Raw genomic sequence first — 17,769 nt, forward strand, 5'->3', positions numbered from 1 at the left:
AGAGCAAGATGGCGTCTGATTCCGAGATCGATGAAGCGACCCGCCTGCAATATTTACAGGCCATGGGAATAGACGTCTGGGCGCTCAGGCGGAACCAGGCTTTGCCGAATGCTAGTGAGGAAAGCGACGATGTCGAGCCGTCGGAAGCGGTCAACGATGATAACTGGGGCGATCTGGAGCGCCAGGTCGCCGAATGTCGGCTTTGTCCGTTATCTGAAACCCGCACACAAACGGTTTTCGGCAGCGGCAACAAACAGGCCGACTGGATGTTGATCGGCGAGGCGCCTGGTCAGAATGAAGATCGCGAAGGCCTGCCCTTTGTCGGCAAAGCGGGACAGTTGTTGACGGAAATGATCCGCGCCTTAGGCATGGCGCGTGAGCAGGTTTATATCGCCAACGTCATTAAGTGTCGCCCTCCCGGAAATCGTGATCCTAAGGTCGAAGAAGTGTCGGCCTGTAGCGATTATTTACGACGGCAAATCGCATTGATTAGACCTAAAATCATTCTTGCCGTCGGTCGGGTTGCCGCGCAAAGCCTGCTGAATACACAAGACCCTCTGGCAAAGCTACGCAATGTGGTGCATAAACTGGATGATATACCGTTGATTGTGATATACCATCCTGCCTACCTGTTACGTTCGCCGTTGGAAAAACGTAAAGCCTGGGAGGACTTGCAATTCGCAATGAAAACGTTTGAAGATATGAATAAATAGTTATGCACAAATTTTTGGACAAAGTGAAGGATATGCTGATATATGATGCGGACAGGGAATTTTACGCCAAGGTCTTTCCCGGCTCCGTTTCTCGCAAGGATTTGATGAAAATACGGCGGATGGATGTGTCAGACCTGCCTGGCGTGATGGAGATCGAGGGGAAAAACTATAATTATCCTTGGTCGGAAAATATTTTTAAGGATTGTTTACGGGCGCTGAATTACAGCTGTTGGGTGTGTGAGGAGCAGGATCAAAAGGTCGTTGGTTACTGCATCGTCTCAATTGCGGCAGGAGAAGCGCACATCATGAATCTGTGTGTCGACCCGGCGGTGCAAGGGCAGGGAGCTGGGCGTAAGCTGTTGGAAAAGATGATCGAGATATCCCGAGGCAAGGCGGAAAGGATGTTTCTGGAAGTCAGGCCCTCCAATGCAAGGGCCATCGGCTTATACCGAAGTCTCGGTTTTAATGAGATCGGCATACGTAAGGACTATTATCCAGCCAAAAATGGCAGGGAAGATGCGGTCATGTTGGCTTTGGAGCTGGTGCCGATGCTGTAGACAAAAAAATCCCCGGTCTATGACCAGGGAGCGAGGAGTCAACAGATTCGATGAAGAGCTGCTTAGTGTTTAACAACACGAGGAGGAAAAAACGCTTAAGCGTGTAAGCGGTTGTTAAAATCGATATTGCTGAAGATCGCGGCGGCGCCGAATGAGACCGTTGAGATAATGAAGGCGCCCGAGATGAAGCCGAAGATGCCGACGACAAATAATAGACCGTTAATAATGTCTTTTTTTAGGTTTTTCATGGAATGTCTCTGCTTAATAACTTAGTTGAGACATACTATACATAGTCATTGATTTGCGAACAATAGGATTCATGGTGCATAGATTGTTTCCTATTTGTGGTTAATATGACATCAAATTGTCATGTTGAACGTTCTCATTGGAAAAAGGGGACAGGCTAGAATGGCACTTACTTAAGCGATAACTAGTTGAAAGTATTAAAAAAGGCAGAAGAAGTGATAAACTTATTGTGACGAAACAAAGAAGCAATCACCAAGCCCCCTGCCTTAATGTTCATTAATAACAAACTTATTCACGCCCAGCAACAAAGAATTCAGAAGTACAGAAAAGAAACTCATTCGTATAGTTTTTTTAATCTTCTAACCAGTCCGGAATTATTATCCTCAATTGAAGGGTTGCTGCCCGAACATCGGGAAAGACTTTATCCTCCGACAGAAACACTTTCCATGTTTTTGGCTCAAGGGATGAACCAAGACCGCTCGTGTCAAAAGGCCGTTAATGATGCCGCCATACAACGAATTGCAGCAGGTTTGCCCGCGATAAGCACAACGACGGGCGGCTATTGTCGAGCAAGACAGCGACTACCATTAGCCATGATCTCTGAATTAGTTTGTCGAACAGGCGAACTTATTGATAAGGAAGTGCCTACTCAATGGCGTTGGCGAGGAAAGCGTGTTCATCTAATAGATGGAACGACTGTTACGATGCCTGACACAGCAGAAAACCAGGCCGTTTATCCCCAGCAAAGTTGTCAGAAGCCTGGGCTTGGTTTTCCTATCTGCCGTCTTGTAGGCGTCATCTGTCTGGCGAGTGGAGCCGTTTTAAATGCGTCTATCGGACCTTTCAAAGGAAAGGAGGCGATGAACAAAGTCTACTTCGTAACATGCTGGGAACCTTTAATACCGGAGACCTTGTTCTAGGAGATGCCTATTATGGCACTTATTTTTTGTTGGCATCGCTACAGGAGAAAGGTGTTGATGCCGTATTTGAACAAATGGGAGCACGTAAACGGACAACAGATTTCAGTAAAGGCAAACAGTTAGGTGACGAAGACCACCTGGTGACACTCAAAAAACCAAAGAAAAAACCTGACTGGATGGAGCAAAGCCAATATGATGATGCGCCTGAGACACTCCTTATTCGCGAGGTAAGCGTAAAAGGAAAATTACTTATAACCACACTCCTTTCACCTAAAGAGGCTTCTAAATCTGAGTTAAAAGCGTTATATAAAAAACGCTGGCAAATTGAAGTTGATTTCGCAATATAAAACAACCATGGAATGGAAACTTTAAGCTGTAAAACGCCCGAAATGACTGAGAAAGAAATATGGGTTTATTTTTAGCGTATAACTTAATACGGCTATTGATGGCTCAGTCCGCATTATTAGCCGATATATTGCCTCGCCAGCTGAGTTTTAAACATACATTACAATGCTGGTTAGCCTGGAATCAACAAAGTGTTTTTATTGATATCGGAACAAGTGAAGAGCTGTTATTCATATTAATTGCTCAAAGACGAATTGGAAATCGTTCGGGACGAATAGAGCCCCGTGCAGTAAAAAGGAGGCCAAAACAGTTCTCTTTACTAACAAAACCTAGAAATGAAGCAAGAGCAGATATTAGAAAGAATGGCCACCCAAAGAAAGTAAAATAAGTGGTTGTTATTAAAAGAGTTATGGGCTTAAGTAAGTGCCATTCGGGACAGGCTACTTTTACTGAAGTTTCCCGGTTTGAGCAAAAACCTGCCTTGTCGCATACGCTTCTTCCGCAAGCTACTAATAGTAAAAGAAATATTTTCCCAATACCAAGCTGAGTCGTTACGAAATCTTTTATCCTGAACTCAGGTTCTTATAGCGTTAGGTCTTTCAGGATTTGGACGTTTTCCGCCGGCAAGCTGAGCTTGACGCGTATTTTGTCCGAGTAGTCCTGTGCGATGATTTTTCCATCCAGTTTTTTCAATTGATATTCCAGATGCTTCATCTGGCTATATTCTAGGGCCAGAGTCACTTCCGCCATTTTTACATAGTCCTTCAGCTCGGCGGCCTCGATGGCTTGCCTGGCGCTGTTGCCATAGGCGCGGGCCAGACCGCCGGCCCCCAACTTGATGCCGCCGAAATAACGGACGACGACGATCATGACGTTAATCAGTTGCTTGCCTTCCAGATGGTGAAATATCGGTTTCCCGGCCGTCCCTGACGGTTCGCCGGCATCATGAAAACGGCACAGCAAGCCTTTGTCGCTATTGATCCGATAGGCGAAAACGATATGGTTGGCGTTAGGATGTTGCTGATGCAATTCCCTTAGGATCGCATGCGCCTGGGCTTCGGATTGGCAGGGATTCATCGCGGCGATAAAACGGGATTTTTTGATCGTTTCTTCGATAATGGCGGTTTCACTGACGGTTTTCACAGGCGCTGAGTCGATGGATGATATGAATTTACAATGTAACTATTCAGTGTCTTTCAGGGTTTAGGCAGCAGGCCATTTAAATCATTAGACCACTACTCCTGCTGTTTGCGCGGCTGCTAGCGTGATGATAAGAGATCAGGGCAGAGCAAGCAGTGTGGTAAGCGTGCGATTAGTGCGGTGCGCTGGCCTGCAAAGGATCGGGCAGCAGTCGGTCAGCGCCCCAGCTCTGGTAAATATGGTCTTTGACTCTTTGCAATTCCTCGGCGCTCACCTGAGCCAACTCGCCACTTTCCAGAGGGTCGTAGTGGAAAATATATAGTCGGGAGGCGAACTGTTCGAAGGGCAGTGACGCTTCGCCAAAACGTTCGCCGTTGCCTGAGGTACTGACTTCCACGCCATCGCCCCAGTTCTGACCACTGTCGTTATTGGGGTTATAGAAATAAGCCCGCATCTCATCTTGGGGATCCAATGCCACCCGCAGGATGGTGATGGCGTGCCAGCCTACAAACCGCGCCGCGCTGTCTGTAACCGCAATGCCGGCGGGCTGGGGGTGAATCAGCGGCTGGTTGCCGTTGTAGTAGGGGTGGTAGCTGGCGTAAAAGTGGCGCAGAAACTCTTCCAGCTGGTCCAGTTTGCCTGTTTCCACATCGACATTGATACGAAAGCCCCGGCCAGACCACCAGCCGTGAAACTCCGGGTTGACCCAGCGGTGTGGATCGTCTTCCCGGCCAATGCAACGCCGTCCCATTTCCGCATAGATGCGATCCAGATGCGGCACCACCAGCAGTGAGACCGGATCCAGATCCAGCGGGAGCTCCATGGCGACCCCCGAAGCGCTTTCCCGCGAGGAAATTGGTTGGCCTTCAAAATGAATAATGATTTCGTCGTCACGGGCGGCCCAGACCACCATTTGCAGTAGATAGTCCGGGTCGTTGTAGGCCCACATGGACAGGGCCCTAGCCGACTGGCAGGTAGGGTTATTACCCTGACCAACACCCAGTGGCTGCCCCAGCATACAGAGCACACCCTGCATCAACCAGACGCGGGGCGGGAGTTCAGGGCCAAAGCTTAGGCTCAGGCGCTGCTGACAGTAAGGCGAAATAGGCAACGATAGTTGGCGCCAGAGTGCCGGTGCCGCGGGTGGTTGATACAAAATGCCCCTTTCCAGAAGTAACGCCAGACCGTAAATGGCCTGCGCCGTTTGCGGGTGTACTGCCTCGTTAATCATAGCGTGTACCAGCTCACCATAGCAGAGCAGGCAATCGCGGCCTGTGCTTGACAGCCCCAGTGCCTCGGACAGCAGATGGTTGCTCTGCTTCAGAAGGTAACGCAGCAGCACCGCGTGATACGGCGAAACCAGGCCGGTGTCATGCATGGCCCGTGCGAAGCCGGTGGCCTCGTACTGAAGCGCGCCGACATCCATGCTGAGCAGACGCTCATAGTAAGCCTCAACGCCAGGGTCCTCGCGGCATGCCTGGGTGGTGCCGTAGAGGCTGCTGATCAGTCGATCCGCTCCCTGACCACTGATGCCCAGGTCGATATCCGGGTTGGCCTGACAAACTGCAATCTGGGTAATCATCTGCTTGACGCTGTCCACTTGTATGGGACGCTGTTGCAGTATGCGCCAGATTTCTTCGATCAGTTTATCGATCACATGTTCGTAGCCGATATGTTCGGCAAGATGGTGAAACAATTTGCGTGGCAGCTGTGCCAGCTTGCCCTGCTGTTCCCGTTCGGCCTCACTGGCGGAGTCGAACAGTAACTCGAGGTTGATAGCCAGTACCTGGGTTAAATAGTGGTGAGCCTGTTCCGATGACATGCCGGGGTGAACGTAATCGCCCTGCGCAATCGCGAGCAGGCGCAGCTCGCTCAAGGCCTCTACGACTACCGTGTTGGCATCGGGGCTTTTGAGTGAGTGGCTGGTCAGGCTGGGAATCAACGTCTGCGGCTGCGCCCAGTCCGAACCGAGAAACACACCGGCTTCTTCGATCTGTCGGGCACGGGCTTGCACCCGGGCGCAGCCGCCCGGCAGCAACATCAGCCGGCGCGCCGTGTCGAAAACCCGGCTAATCCGGGTGTGCTTGGCAAAGTCGCGCACCTCGGCCAGGGTGCGCAGTGCCTCGTCGAGCATTGCCGACAAGCTGTCCAGCCTGGCAGTATCGTGTACCTCGGAATCAGTCAAGCTACCTCCTTATAATCGTATGCGGCAGATTATACATAGAAATCGAGGTCTTCCTGATGTTTCAGTAAGTCCCTCATGACGTGAGGGTCGGAGCCGTAAAAGTAGATCAGTCCCCAGTGGGTGCCAAAGGCAGTACGTTTGGTCACGGTTTCTTCCAGTGGCGGGGTCAGCTCGTGCGATTCGAAATAGGGATGCTCTTCGGTTTCCTCGGGTATCTCCAGTCGGCTGACCACCCGGCGGCGCGGATAAACCCCAAAACAGCCGGCCACGCCTTTGGCGTCCACAACCTCTTTGGGGAAAAATTCGCTGATTTCTTCTTCGCTGGTTTTGGGGTCGAAGGAAAGGATCAAGCCCTGATAGGCATTGAAACCATAGGCACGTTCCAACAGTTCGAACACTTTGAAGCCGGGCGGGCGATAGGCAACTTCGCCAAAGTACATTTCGCCATCATTGGTGACAAAGTATTCCGGGTGGATAAAGCCGAAGTCGATTTCGAAGGTCTTGATTAGCTTTTCAATCTGGGCGGTAATTTGCGGTCGGTATTTTTCCAGCTCGGGGGTGGCGGGTACAAACACGGAGTAACCCAGGGTTACATACTCGGATATATTCAAAAAGCGGATTTTGCCGTTGTGAATCCAGGCTTCCACTGCAAACTCCCAGCCGTCCAGGTGAGACTCCATAAGCACCGGAAATTCCTCATCGGGAATGGTATCCACTTCGTCGGGCGTACGAATCACCCTATGCCCCAGACAACCGGCTTTGTCGAAGGCCTTAAGATGGATGGGGTCATTGGGGTCGCCGTCCAGCTTGAGCAGGGTCTGGTTTACCCGTTTAAGGAAACGTACTACATCTTCTTTGTCGTGCGCTTCCTCGAAGATGCCGACGCGGATGCCGCCCAGCTGGGCACGGCGTTTCATCAGCGCCTTGTCACGCAGTAACATCGCCTGACCGAAGAGACGCGGCTTGTCCATCAATACCGAGTTGATGGCGCCGGCCCATTCAACCGTTTCCTCGAACAGCGGAATGGCAACGTTCACGCCCATGTCCTTCAAGGTTTGCGCAATTTCCATAGAGCGGTCGTTGAGTCGCTCGAAGTTCCAAGGCACATAGGGAATCTGGTGTTCCTCGCAGTATTCTTCAGCCCAGTCAGGAGCTACCACTACATAGCGTCGGTCAAAACGGTCGGCGGCTTCAATCGCGTTGATGCTCCAGCCCAGAAGCGCCACATAGCCTTTTTCGGGGTTAAAGTTTTCTTTTTGAAGCTTACTCATAAAAATGATTGCCTTTGTTGTCATGGGTGTTTATAAGGTACTCTTTTTTTTCATATTTGGCCAATTGAAGCCTTGCCCAATGCCACATGAGTCCGGGCAAGGAGATGTGTTTCCACCGTGAGATGAGCCTGGAGGCGCAAAAGTTGGGGTCATGGAGGCATGATCGTGACTTTACACAATCAAGGATTAAAAACGCTGGCCCAAGTTCAAGTCTTTGTTTCCAGCGGATGCGTTCTTGAGTCTCAAACAGACCTGCCGAAAACTGGGTATTCGTTTTGGCAATATCTATTAGATCGGACCCAGGAAATGAATACGATACCGCAGTCCCCGAACTGATCCGTCAACGCGCGGCCGCTCGTATCATGAGTTATTGAGAAGCTACCATTCTGAGAATTATTCCATTGATTAATGATTCTTTCTATGTGTATTAAAAATTAAACCACGTCCTTAGGGCGTGGAGTTGGGCGAAAGGCTCCGCCTGAAGACATTTGAAGTCTACTCATGCATCCTGTTGTTGTCACAACATTGCTAGTACATAGTCATGGATAATTTGAATACCTATACCGGCGCTTCACTCTATAAGGCCATTGAGCCGGAAGAAGCGCTGCGAATTTTGGATGAACTGGAAATCCATGATACGCCCAAGCACGGGAGTTGGCTTAATATGGCGGAGATCGAGTTGAGCATCTTATCAAGGCAAAACGTAATTATTCAGCGTATTTTTATCAGAGGGAGTAGGCTATTGATTTATCGGGCTGTCTGCAACAGGACGTTGCAGTCAGAGCTTACAGGGAAGTATTCACGCGTCCCGAGAAATCAATGGTCTACTCCCTAAACCCTGAAAGATACTGAATAGTTACGGCAAAACAAACGAAATGCAATCGCATAGCCTATGTCATGGCGATTAACAAATGAGGATGCTCGGGTGAAATTGAAAAACTTTATCCGACAATACAACAATGACTAACTACCCATTAAATGTGGAATCCTTAAATTATGCGACCTTGAGCAAATGCCATAATTCGCATTAAATAAGACTTTTTACAAAAAATAAAAAGTTTTCAATAATTAACGTTGACATAGCCAAGACCTACTCCCGCTGATCAAAGTACGCTGAATAAGCTCATTACAATAATTGCTTGATAGCGGGATGGTTGTTCAATAATTGCTGACGGAAGCTTTCGATAGCTTGTTCATCATTGCGTTGGTTTCGAGCTATCGGGACTTTGATGCCGCTGATGACCCGCATCGGCGGTGCGGACAGAAACACCAGACGGTCGGCCAGCGCGATGGCTTCCCGCAGATCATGGGTGACGAATAGCACCGTATGCGGCCGTTGTATCCATAGCCGCAGCAATAGATCTCGAACCTGACGCGCGGTCGGTGCGTCCAGCGAAACGAACGGTTCATCCATCAGCAATATATCCGGGTCTATCGCGAACGCGCGTATGATGGCCACTCGCCGGCTCATGCCCAGCGATAAATGTTCCGGATAAGCATTTTGTACCGCGGTCAACTGCATCGTCTCCAATAACGAGTCCAGCAGATCCGTTGCTAACGGCTGTGGGGCCGCCAATTCGATGTTTTCCCGAACGCTATGCCAGGGCAGCAGGCGCGGATTCTGAAAAACATAACCGATCCTTGGGCTATGCTGTTGTTGACCCAGCACAATCTTGCCTTGATATTGGTCGTCGAGGCCGGCGATGATGTTGAGCAGTGTGGTTTTACCGCAGCCGGATGGGCCGACCAGACAAACGAATTCATTATCGGCAACGGACAGCCCGAATTTGGCAATGGCTTGATGCGCGGGTTGTTTACGATGCTTGGGCGGATAGACCTTGCTGGCTATATCGATATGAATCGCGGTCATCGACGCCACCTCTGAGCTCTCCTATCCAGCGGTTTTAACAACAGCAGTTCGAGCATTTGAATCAGCGTGACAAAGGCGATGGTGTAAGCCAGGATACTGGCGACGTCAAACAGTTGAAAAAAAATATGCAGCTGATAGCCCATGCCGTTGCTGCGACCGAGTAATTCGACCACGAGGATGATTTTCCAAATCAACGCCAAGCCGGAACGGGTGGCCGCCATGACGAAAGGATGCAGTTGTGGCCAGATCACATGGAGGAAGGTTTTTTTGCGGCTAAAACGATAACATTGCGCCATCTCCAACAAGTCCTTATCTAGCGCACGAGTCCCTTCGCGGATGGTAACGATGACATTGGGCAGTTTGTTGATCACGACGGCCAGTATCGCGGCCGACTCGACCAGGCCGAACCAGACATAGCAAAGGATGATCGTGACCAGCGCCGGGATGTTTAGGAATATGACCAGCCAGTTGTCGAAAAAAGCGTCGAGTTGCCGGTTTTTGCCCAGCATCACGCCAAGCGCGCAACCTAATAGCATCGCTATGGTGAAGCTGCCGATTAACCTGAGCAAGGTGACGCCGAGATGATAAGGCAGTTCGCCGGACTCAATGGCCTGCCAAAACACGGCTGCGACCGTCAGCGGCAGTGGCAGCGTATTGCTGTGCAATGCCGCCGCCAGCAGGTGCCAGATCACCAGCAATAGCAGCAGCGACAAGCCGGATAGCGCTCTCGGATGCATGCGGTAAAACTGATTAAGCATAGCGTTATTCTTGGCCGGAGCGCCAGAAGGTGCCGGGTTGTAATTGTTCTGTGCTACCGGTCAGTTTATTGTCGCTGAGTTGGCGCAGTAACTGGTAAACCCGCTCCGCGGCTTGTCGATTAGCTGCGCCCCAGCGCCGAACCCGACCTTCGCAATAGCGCTGGCGCAGTATGTCTTGGGTCGCGCTGTCCTTAGCCTTGGTCAAAGCGGTGATTTTTCGCCAGGCCGCATCGGAACTACACAAGCGCTGCTTGGCCTTAGCCGTCAGTTGCAGGAAATGGTTGACGGCGGCTTTATGACGATTGCCCCAGCTTGCCCTGAACACATAACCGAGGCTGGGAACCTGTTCATCGATGCCGAGTTGCTGCAGGATTTCCCGACCGTTGATAATTTGACGGTATCCCTCGGCTTCCAGGCGCGCGGCGAAATGCCAATAGTTGATCACGGCATCGAGGCGGCGTTGCCGCAATTGCTGATTCAACAGGGGGGGCGCGCCATAAATCTTGTCGACCGATTGGTTCAGATCGACTTGCTGTTTCAAGCCCACGGCTTGTAGCAGCAACCAGTTCTTATCCAGCTCGCCGCCGGCAATGCCGAGTTTCTTGCCGGACAAATCGGCCACCGTTTCAATCGGGCTGTTGTCCGCGACCAGCAGCGCGCCGGCGGTGTTGGAATAGGGATAAAAAGTATAATCGGCGCCGCTGCTTCGCATTCTGGAAACCCAGATCCAGTCCGAGACTATCATATCGACGGCGTTCGATTGCAGGGCGATCTTGCCGGCCTGAGGCGTGGCCATCGGCACGATATCGAGCGTGAAGGCGGCGTCATTCAGCAGTTTTTCATTCTTTAGCGCAGCCAATTCCCAATTAGCCGTTCCGAAAGCCAGTACACCCAGTCGAATCTTAGTTTTTTCGGCAGCCATGCCGTTGCCGGTCAGCATCAGCGCAAAACCGAATAGTGCGATTTTTAATGTCATAATGAAACAAAGTGATTGATTAAGGAGTCGTAGCGTTAATATTTTAACGTACCCGGACCCGGGACGAGAATGTTTGTCATTATATGGTAAGATGATCTGCCTAATTTCAAAGCCGATGTTATGAGTGATTTTCCCGTACCTAGTCAATTGATCGATCGTTTCGGCCGTCAGGTGACCTATTTGCGCGTATCGGTCACCGATCGTTGCGATTTTCGTTGTCAGTATTGCATGGCGGAAGATATGACCTTCTTGCCGCGTGCTCAGATTTTGACCCTGGAAGAGATCCATTTTATCTGTCGTGCCTTTAGTGAAATGGGCGTCGACAAAATTCGCATCACCGGCGGCGAACCCTTGGTGCGTAAAGGGATACTGGACTTGCTGCAGCAGCTCGGCCGCATCGAAACGTTGAACGAACTGGTGATGACGACGAATGCTTCCAAGCTGGCGCAGATGGCCGACGCCATTCAGGCGGCCGGCGTCAAGCGCGTCAATATCAGTTTGGACACATTGGACCACGATAAATTCAAGGCCATTACCCGCACCGGGAACCTCGAGCGAGTACGGCAAGGCATAGAGGCGGCCAGAAAGGCCGGTTTTGCCAGAATCAAAATCAACTCGGTGATCTTGAAAAACCGCAATCATGACGAAGTGAACGAGCTGGTGCAGTTTGCCGTCGACCATAATATCGATATCAGCTTTATCGAGGAAATGCCGTTAGGCGTCATCGATAGTCATAATCGCGGTGAAATGTATTATTCCAGCGATTTGATCAAAGAGGATCTGGCGACGCGCTTTCGCTTGCTGCCGTTAATCGATAACACCGGCGGTCCTTCGGTTTATTACCAGGTTCAAGGCAGTAATACCCGGGTCGGCTTTATTTCTCCTCACAGCGCCAACTTCTGTGGCAATTGCAATCGGGTGCGTTTGACCGCCGAAGGACGATTACTGCTGTGTTTGGGTAACGAGCATTCGGTGGACTTAAAGAAGGTGGTCAGGTCGCATCCGGGCGATATGACGAAATTGAAAAAAACGATCGTCGATGCGATGCAAATCAAACCGGAAAAACATGAATTCAATATTCATGAGCAGCCTGTTATTATGCGTCACATGAATATGACCGGCGGTTAGCGCCGATCAGCAGAGCGTTTGCTGTTTTCAGCAGGAGTGACCGATGAGTCAAAATAAAACAGAACAACTGATAGCCGAGGCGCGGCGTTATAAAGAAGAGCGGGAAAAGGGTTACCGCGAACAGGCCTTGAAACTGTTTCCCTGGGTTTGCGGACGTTGCGCGCGAGAATTCAATCATAAAAATCTCAGCGAATTGACGGTGCATCATACCGATCATAATCATGACAATAACCCGTCCGATGGCAGTAACTGGGAGTTGCTATGCCTTTATTGCCATGATAACGAGCATCAGCGCTATGAGCAGCAGGTGCGTTATGGCGGCAGCAATGTTGAAGACAAGGCGCCGGAAGCGACCTTCAATCCATTCGCCGATCTGAAAAACATGATGCAGAAATAGAGCGGCGATGCATAAATGCGCTTGGGCGCTGGCGTCGCCTATAGAAGAGCAGTATCACGACCGGGAATGGGGCGTGCCGGTCCATGATGACCGGTTGCTATTCGAATTCCTGATCCTCGAAGGCGCGCAGGCGGGGTTGAGTTGGCGCACGATACTGAATAAACGGGAAGCGTATCGGGCGGCCCTGGCGAATTTTGATGCAAATACCATCGCCGCATACGGCGAGGAGTCCTTGCAGCAATTATTGCAAAATCCCGGTATCATCCGCAACAAGATGAAGCTGCGCTCGGCGATCAACAATGCCCGTTGTTTTCTCGAAGTGCAACAGCAATATGGCAGTTTCGATCAATATATCTGGCAGTTTGTCGGCGGGGAAACTCGACAAAATCTTTTGCCCAGTTTGGAGCGGATGCCGGCGTTGAGTCCCGAATCGGAACAAATGAGCAGGAGTCTTAAACAAAAAGGCTTTAGCTTCGTCGGTCCGACAATTTGCTATGCTTTCATGCAGGCCGTCGGCATGGTCAACGACCATGTCGTCGCTTGTTATCGTCATCGGGAATTGTCTCACTAGCCTTTTTATCAGCTCATGCCCCATATTCCCCGTCAAGATCCTCCGTCATCGGCCTATGTCGGTTTGCTAGAGGAAAGCCAGACCTTGTTGTTGTCTAGCTATTCGCAGCAGCAGGGCGCCGAAATCAGCTATGCGCCTTATGTTCGCGACGGGCTGAAATTCTATGTTTTTGTCAGCGAATTAGCCAGGCATACCACCAATATGCTGACGACCTTGCAGGCTTCGGTGATGTTTATTCGTCCGGAAACCGACAGCGATAATCTATTTGCCCGCGAAAGGGTTGTTTTTAATTGCCGGGTTCAGGAAATTAGCCCGGAACAGGCGCTTTATCAACGGCAATTACAGGCCTTGCAGGATAAATTCGGTGAAACGGTTGCGTTGCTGCGCTCGCTAAATGATTTCCATCTGTTGCAATTAGAAGCGTTGCGCGGTCAATATATTGCCGGATTCGGTAAAGCCTATGCCGTCGAAGTCGAAACGGGAAAGTTAATGTTAATGAAAAACGGACGTTAACCGAGCTTGCCAATAATTTCCTGTTTGAGCGTTTTAGCGGTGTTCAGGGCCATGGGAGCTTGACGGCGTTATCCCTGCCGTCGACATCCTCGCCAAACACACCCCAGCCCTCTTTGCGATCCAAATGGGAATTGCTGCGAACTTGCATATTTTCTCAAGGCTCGTTTTGTGACTGCTATAATGGCCAACAGGCGTGTATCAAATGCGGGGTAATAACTCCTCTGGTCGTTCCCTCTTTGATTATTGGCAGGTTTTATTTATTGTGTTGTATCTTCAGACTTTTTATCCTGCGGCGAATTTTTACCGACTGGCTTAGCGCCGCACTAGCATCAATCATGCAAATCCGCATTCAATTTCTGATTCTTAATCTCACCTACGCTCTGGCTTATTTCGCGGGTGGTTATTTTGGCACGTTATTGGCGGCGCCGCCGAGCAATGCCAGCCCCATCTGGCCAGCCGCCGGTATCGCGTTGGCGGGCATTTTGCTTCACGGTAAAAAGCTGATACCCGGTATTTTCCTGGGCGCTTTTGCGGCTCAGGTTTATGCGTTTCAGGATTTTTCCAGTTTTGACAAGGGATTCGTCTCGGTCATGGTCGGTTTGATAGCCGCTTTCGGGTCATGTCTGCAGGCGCTACTGGGAGTGACGTTGATCAAACGCTTTGTCGGCGAACACGATCCTTTGGTTGAAGACAAAAAGATTCTGCGCTTCTTGCTATTGGGTGGGCCGGTCAGTTGCACCGTATCCGCTAGCATTGGCATCGCGATGTTGTATTTTAGGAACATTATCGTGGCCGATGATGTCTGGGTCGGTTGGGGTATCTGGTGGGTCGGCGACAGCATAGGCGTGACGATTTTCACGCCTTTGCTCTTGTTGTTTTCCCCGAGGTCCGGCGGATTCTGGAAGGTGCGCCGTAATTTCATCGCCTATCCGTTGTTAGCCTTGTTGATCATCGTCATGGCGGCTTTTCAATATAGTCAAATGTTCGAACAGGACAGGGTGGCGGGAAAGTTTCAACGTCAAGTCGCTCGCTTACACGGCGCCTTGCAAGAAGAAGTGAGCGGTCATGTCGAAATTATCGAGGTGCTGAAGAGCTTGTTCGACAGTTCTAAGCATATAGAACGACATGAATTCGCTCATTTCACCCGGCCAATTCTGGCTAGGTACAAAAGTATACAGGCGTTGAGCTGGATTCCTGCGATATCGGCCGGCGAGCGGATTAGATTGCAAACCGAAGAGCGCTTTCTGATTTACGAGCAAGACGAACAGCAAAATTTGCATGCCGCAGGACAGCGCGACTCTTATTTTCCGATCTATTATGTGGCTCCCGAGGAAAGCAATGGGCGCGCGTTGGGGTTCGATATCAATTCTAATCCTGGGGTTCGACAGACGTTAAGACAAGTCATCGACAGCGGTGAAGCTAGGGCGACACCGAGAATTAAATTGGTGCAAGACCGGCAGGTAAAGCACAGTATCGTGATTTATGCGCCGGTTTATCAAAAAAATGCGCCATTGGAGAGCGTCGCACAAAAGCGCCGATTCTTTACCGGCTTCGTCGCTTGCGCCATTCGTATCGAAGACATTTTGACCAAGGTTATTAGTCAAGTTGCCGATGTGGAGTTGGTGCTGACCATTAATGATGATGGGCGGCTGCTCTACAGTTCACCGACTCGCGAACCGGAAAACCGACTGAGCTTCAGCAATCTAGAACAAGGCTTGCCGATTCATTTGGCCGGACACACTTGGCAGGTCCGTTATCGAGCTTCCCGGGATTTCTACTCCAGTCAACAATCTTGGGCGACTTGGTGGTTGTTGTTGGGCGGCTTGATGCTGACTAGCCTGACTGGCCTGGGGCTGATGCTGTTGACCGGGAGGGCGGCCAGGGTCGAAGAGCTGGTCAATATCAAGACTCGTGATTTGGAGTGCGTCAATCAGCATCTCAACCAGGAAATGGCGAAACGCCACAAGTTGCAGATCGAGCAGGGCAGCAGGACTCGCGTACTGGAACAGTTGGCCAAAGGCGACTCGCTGAACCATGTGTTGCAGCGTATCGCCCTCGATGTCGAGCAGCAGCATTCGGATATGTTGTGTTCGATTTTACTGTTGGATAGCAATAAACGCTGTTTGTACAATGGCGCCTCGCCGAGCTTGCCGGCTTTTTATGTCAAGGCCATCGACGGCATCGTCATTGGGGAAGGCGTTGGGGCTTGCGGGACGGCCGCTTACAGAAAACAAACCGTTATCGTCGAGGACATACTCAAGCATCCGTTCTGGCGAGAATTTAACAGTCTGCTATCGCAGACGGAACTGAGAGCCTGTTGGTCGGAACCGGTGATTTCGTCAAAGAATAATGTGTTGGGCACGTTTGCCATCTATTATCGGCAACCACAGGCGCCTAATGCGGAGGATTTGGCTTTCATCAAAAGGATGGCGCAATTAGTGGCGATCGCGATTGAGTGGAAAAATAATGAAAGCGAGCAGCGCATCGCTGCGACCACGTTTCAATCGCACGAGGCGATAGTCGTCACCGACCGCGAGGGGACGATACTGCGGGTCAACGAGGCATTCAGCAATATCACCGGTTATAGCGAAAGCGAGGCGGTCGGTCAAAATCCCAGAATATTGTCGTCCGGTCATCATGAGCCGAGTTTTTACCGGCAGATGTTCAAGACTCTAAAACATGAAGGGCGTTGGCAGGGGGAGATCTGGAATCGGCGCAAAAACGGCGAGGTCTATCCTGAATGGATGATGGTGACGGCGGTCAAGAATGAAGACGACATCGTCAGTCATTATGTCGCCATCTTTTCGGACATCACCGAAAAAAAAGCGGCGGAAAAGGAAATTCATGACCTGGCTTTTTATGACCCGCTGACCGGCCTGCCGAATAGACGTTTGTTATTGGACAGGCTGAAGCATGAAATCGTCTCGGCGAAGAGACATCGGTATTTCGGCGCGTTATTTTTTCTCGATCTGGATCATTTTAAGCGCCTCAATGATTCGATGGGACACCAAGTCGGAGATGAATTGTTGATACAGGTCTCGCAACGCATTAATAAGCTGTTGCGCGAAGAGGACACTGCCTGTCGGCTGGGCGGCGATGAATTCATCGTCTTGGTGTCGGCGCATTCGCTAAGCCTGGCGCAGGCGACCGATCAGGCGGCCGACCTGGCGGAAAGAATCAGGGAAACCATTAACCAGCCTTTTAGCTTATTGGGTAGTCCGCATCATTTTTCCACCAGCATCGGCATTTCCATTTATCCGGATAGCACCGATCAGCCGGGCGCGGTGATTCAACAGGCCGATACCGCGATGTATAGAGCCAAGGAAATGGGCCGTAATGGCATCAGTTTTTTTCGTCCCAGCATGCAGGAGCAGGCGGACCGTCGTCTGATTCTGGAAAAAGAAATGCGCCATGCGATAGAGCGCGGGGAATTTGTCTTGTTTTATCAGCCTCAGGTGGACCGCTTGGGAGAGGTGATCAGCGCCGAAGCGCTGATACGTTGGCGGCATCCGGAAAAAGGCATGATTTCACCGGCCGAGTTCATTCCGGTCGCCGAAGAGACGCAGTTGATTTTATTGGTCGGGCAATGGGTGTTGAAAGAAGCCTGCCGACAGATTAAATGCTGGGATGAGCAGGGCAAGGTGTTGGATCATGTGGCGGTGAATGTCAGTTCCAGACAATTCAGGCAAACCGACTTTGTCGAGCAGGTCGAAAAGGCCTTGGCCGATGCCGGCGTCTCGGCTAAGCGTTTAATGATCGAATTGACCGAAGGTTGTGTGATAGAGAACATCGAAGACACCATTGAAAAGATGCGGGCTTTGAAGAACATGGGGATCGAAATATCGATCGATGATTTCGGCACCGGTTATTCATCACTGTCTTATTTAAAACAATTGCCGCTCAGCCAGCTGAAAATAGATCAGAGTTTCGTCAGGGACATCGTCAGTGACCTCAATGATGCGGTGATTGTCGAGACGATTATTAACATGGCCAAAAATATGGGCCTTAATGTCATTGCCGAAGGCGTGGAAACGCAGGCGCAGATGGATTTTTTGCAAGACAAGGGCTGTCGCAATTTTCAGGGTTATTTTTTCAGTCCGCCGGTTGCGGCTGACCGGTTAATGATACAATCGCACCGTCGTCTGGTCGCCGCTTCTCTGCAGGACGAGCCGTAGTCAG

At 50.6% G+C, this 17,769-nt stretch carries 14 protein-coding genes and 2 pseudogenes; 9 read left to right on the forward strand and 7 right to left on the reverse strand.

Going from position 1 to position 17,769, the window contains the following annotated elements; genetic code table 11:
• The first annotated feature begins 8 nt into the window (after positions 1-8).
• Positions 9-713, forward strand: coding sequence for a uracil-DNA glycosylase (locus Q9L42_RS08965; RefSeq protein ID WP_305908784.1), 705 nt, complete (start codon positions 9-11; stop codon positions 711-713).
• 2 nt (positions 714-715) lie between these two features.
• A complete protein-coding gene (rimI, locus tag Q9L42_RS08970) occupies positions 716-1,270 on the forward strand; it encodes a ribosomal protein S18-alanine N-acetyltransferase (protein ID WP_305908783.1) in 555 nt (184 codons plus the stop codon).
• Between the two features lie 95 nt (positions 1,271-1,365).
• Here rimI and Q9L42_RS08975 read toward each other — a convergent pair whose 3' ends face one another.
• The gene (locus tag Q9L42_RS08975) at positions 1,366-1,518 is read right to left on the reverse strand and encodes a hypothetical protein (protein WP_305908782.1); all 153 of its coding nucleotides are present in this window, start codon (positions 1,516-1,518) and stop codon (positions 1,366-1,368) included.
• Between the two features lie 267 nt (positions 1,519-1,785).
• Between Q9L42_RS08975 and Q9L42_RS08980 the strand changes: the two are divergent.
• Positions 1,786-3,169, forward strand: a pseudogene (locus tag Q9L42_RS08980) (IS4 family transposase).
• Between the two features lie 194 nt (positions 3,170-3,363).
• On the opposite strand, the gene Q9L42_RS08985 reads toward Q9L42_RS08980, so the two are convergent.
• From Q9L42_RS08985 to Q9L42_RS08995, 3 genes are all read right to left on the reverse strand, one after another.
• Positions 3,364-3,924 carry a YigZ family protein gene (locus Q9L42_RS08985; protein ID WP_305908781.1) on the reverse strand — a complete coding sequence of 187 codons (561 nt, stop codon included), beginning with the start codon at positions 3,922-3,924 and terminating at the stop codon, positions 3,364-3,366.
• 169 nt (positions 3,925-4,093) lie between these two features.
• Positions 4,094-6,106, reverse strand: coding sequence for a hypothetical protein (locus Q9L42_RS08990; RefSeq protein ID WP_305908780.1), 2,013 nt, complete (start codon positions 6,104-6,106; stop codon positions 4,094-4,096).
• Positions 6,107-6,135: 29 nt separating this feature from the next.
• On the reverse strand, positions 6,136-7,401 hold the full coding sequence (locus Q9L42_RS08995) for an ATP-grasp domain-containing protein (protein WP_305908779.1): 1,266 nt from the start codon (positions 7,399-7,401) through the stop codon (positions 6,136-6,138).
• A 511-nt stretch (positions 7,402-7,912) separates the two neighbouring features.
• On the opposite strand from Q9L42_RS08995, the pseudogene Q9L42_RS09000 reads away from it, so the two are divergent.
• Positions 7,913-8,077 (forward strand): annotated as a pseudogene (locus Q9L42_RS09000) (transposase); the annotation flags it as partial.
• Between the two features lie 426 nt (positions 8,078-8,503).
• Here Q9L42_RS09000 and Q9L42_RS09005 read toward each other — a convergent pair.
• Genes Q9L42_RS09005 through Q9L42_RS09015 form a run of 3 tightly spaced genes read right to left on the reverse strand, consistent with a single transcriptional unit; the run spans position 8,504 to position 10,981 of the window.
• Positions 8,504-9,247 carry an ABC transporter ATP-binding protein gene (locus Q9L42_RS09005; RefSeq protein WP_305908778.1) on the reverse strand — a complete coding sequence of 248 codons (744 nt, stop codon included), beginning with the start codon at positions 9,245-9,247 and terminating at the stop codon, positions 8,504-8,506.
• Positions 9,244-10,005: an ABC transporter permease gene (locus tag Q9L42_RS09010; protein ID WP_349432656.1), complete on the reverse strand. Its 762-nt coding sequence runs from the start codon at positions 10,003-10,005 to the stop codon at positions 9,244-9,246. The genes Q9L42_RS09005 and Q9L42_RS09010 overlap by 4 nt, the downstream gene beginning before the upstream one ends.
• 4 nt (positions 10,006-10,009) lie before the next feature.
• Positions 10,010-10,981, reverse strand: a complete 972-nt coding sequence (locus Q9L42_RS09015; RefSeq protein ID WP_349432657.1) for an ABC transporter substrate-binding protein — start codon at positions 10,979-10,981, stop codon at positions 10,010-10,012.
• 120 nt (positions 10,982-11,101) lie between these two features.
• Between Q9L42_RS09015 and moaA the strand changes: the two genes are divergently transcribed.
• The 5 genes from moaA to Q9L42_RS09040 all read left to right on the forward strand — a co-directional run bounded on the left by moaA (position 11,102) and on the right by Q9L42_RS09040 (position 17,765).
• Positions 11,102-12,109, forward strand: a complete 1,008-nt coding sequence (gene moaA / locus Q9L42_RS09020) for a GTP 3',8-cyclase MoaA (protein WP_305908777.1) — start codon at positions 11,102-11,104, stop codon at positions 12,107-12,109.
• Between the two features lie 43 nt (positions 12,110-12,152).
• On the forward strand, positions 12,153-12,506 hold the full coding sequence (locus tag Q9L42_RS09025) for a YajD family HNH nuclease (RefSeq protein WP_305908776.1): 354 nt from the start codon (positions 12,153-12,155) through the stop codon (positions 12,504-12,506).
• 7 nt (positions 12,507-12,513) lie between these two features.
• Positions 12,514-13,077 carry a DNA-3-methyladenine glycosylase I gene (locus Q9L42_RS09030; RefSeq protein WP_305908775.1) on the forward strand — a complete coding sequence of 188 codons (564 nt, stop codon included), beginning with the start codon at positions 12,514-12,516 and terminating at the stop codon, positions 13,075-13,077.
• Positions 13,078-13,092: 15 nt separating this feature from the next.
• Entirely contained in the window at positions 13,093-13,590 is a 498-nt protein-coding gene (locus Q9L42_RS09035) for a HugZ family protein (protein WP_305908774.1), read from the forward strand.
• A 335-nt stretch (positions 13,591-13,925) separates the two neighbouring features.
• Positions 13,926-17,765: an EAL domain-containing protein gene (locus Q9L42_RS09040; RefSeq protein WP_349432658.1), complete on the forward strand. Its 3,840-nt coding sequence runs from the start codon at positions 13,926-13,928 to the stop codon at positions 17,763-17,765.
• Positions 17,766-17,769 lie beyond the last annotated feature (4 nt).

Origin of the sequence: Methylomarinum sp. Ch1-1 (assembly GCF_030717995.2) — a bacterium.
In the GTDB taxonomy this organism is placed as follows: Bacteria; Pseudomonadota; Gammaproteobacteria; order Methylococcales; family Methylomonadaceae; genus Methylomarinum; species Methylomarinum roseum.

What these genes read in the sequence shown, in the direction of transcription:
- Q9L42_RS09040 (WP_349432658.1), top strand. Translation starts at nt 13,926, where the DNA reads ATGCAAATCCGCATTCAATTTCTGATTCTTAATCTCACCTACGCTCTG.
- moaA (WP_305908777.1), top strand. Translation starts at nt 11,102, where the DNA reads ATGAGTGATTTTCCCGTACCTAGTCAATTGATCGATCGTTTCGGCCGT.
- rimI (WP_305908783.1), top strand. Translation starts at nt 716, where the DNA reads ATGCACAAATTTTTGGACAAAGTGAAGGATATGCTGATATATGATGCG.
- Q9L42_RS09030 (WP_305908775.1), top strand. Translation starts at nt 12,514, where the DNA reads ATGCATAAATGCGCTTGGGCGCTGGCGTCGCCTATAGAAGAGCAGTAT.
- Q9L42_RS09010 (WP_349432656.1), bottom strand. Translation starts at nt 10,005, where the DNA reads ATGCTTAATCAGTTTTACCGCATGCATCCGAGAGCGCTATCCGGCTTG.
- Q9L42_RS08995 (WP_305908779.1), bottom strand. Translation starts at nt 7,401, where the DNA reads ATGACAACAAAGGCAATCATTTTTATGAGTAAGCTTCAAAAAGAAAAC.
- Q9L42_RS09015 (WP_349432657.1), bottom strand. Translation starts at nt 10,981, where the DNA reads ATGACATTAAAAATCGCACTATTCGGTTTTGCGCTGATGCTGACCGGC.
- Q9L42_RS08965 (WP_305908784.1), top strand. Translation starts at nt 9, where the DNA reads ATGGCGTCTGATTCCGAGATCGATGAAGCGACCCGCCTGCAATATTTA.
- Q9L42_RS09005 (WP_305908778.1), bottom strand. Translation starts at nt 9,247, where the DNA reads ATGACCGCGATTCATATCGATATAGCCAGCAAGGTCTATCCGCCCAAG.
- Q9L42_RS09035 (WP_305908774.1), top strand. Translation starts at nt 13,093, where the DNA reads ATGCCCCATATTCCCCGTCAAGATCCTCCGTCATCGGCCTATGTCGGT.
- Q9L42_RS09025 (WP_305908776.1), top strand. Translation starts at nt 12,153, where the DNA reads ATGAGTCAAAATAAAACAGAACAACTGATAGCCGAGGCGCGGCGTTAT.
- Q9L42_RS08975 (WP_305908782.1), bottom strand. Translation starts at nt 1,518, where the DNA reads ATGAAAAACCTAAAAAAAGACATTATTAACGGTCTATTATTTGTCGTC.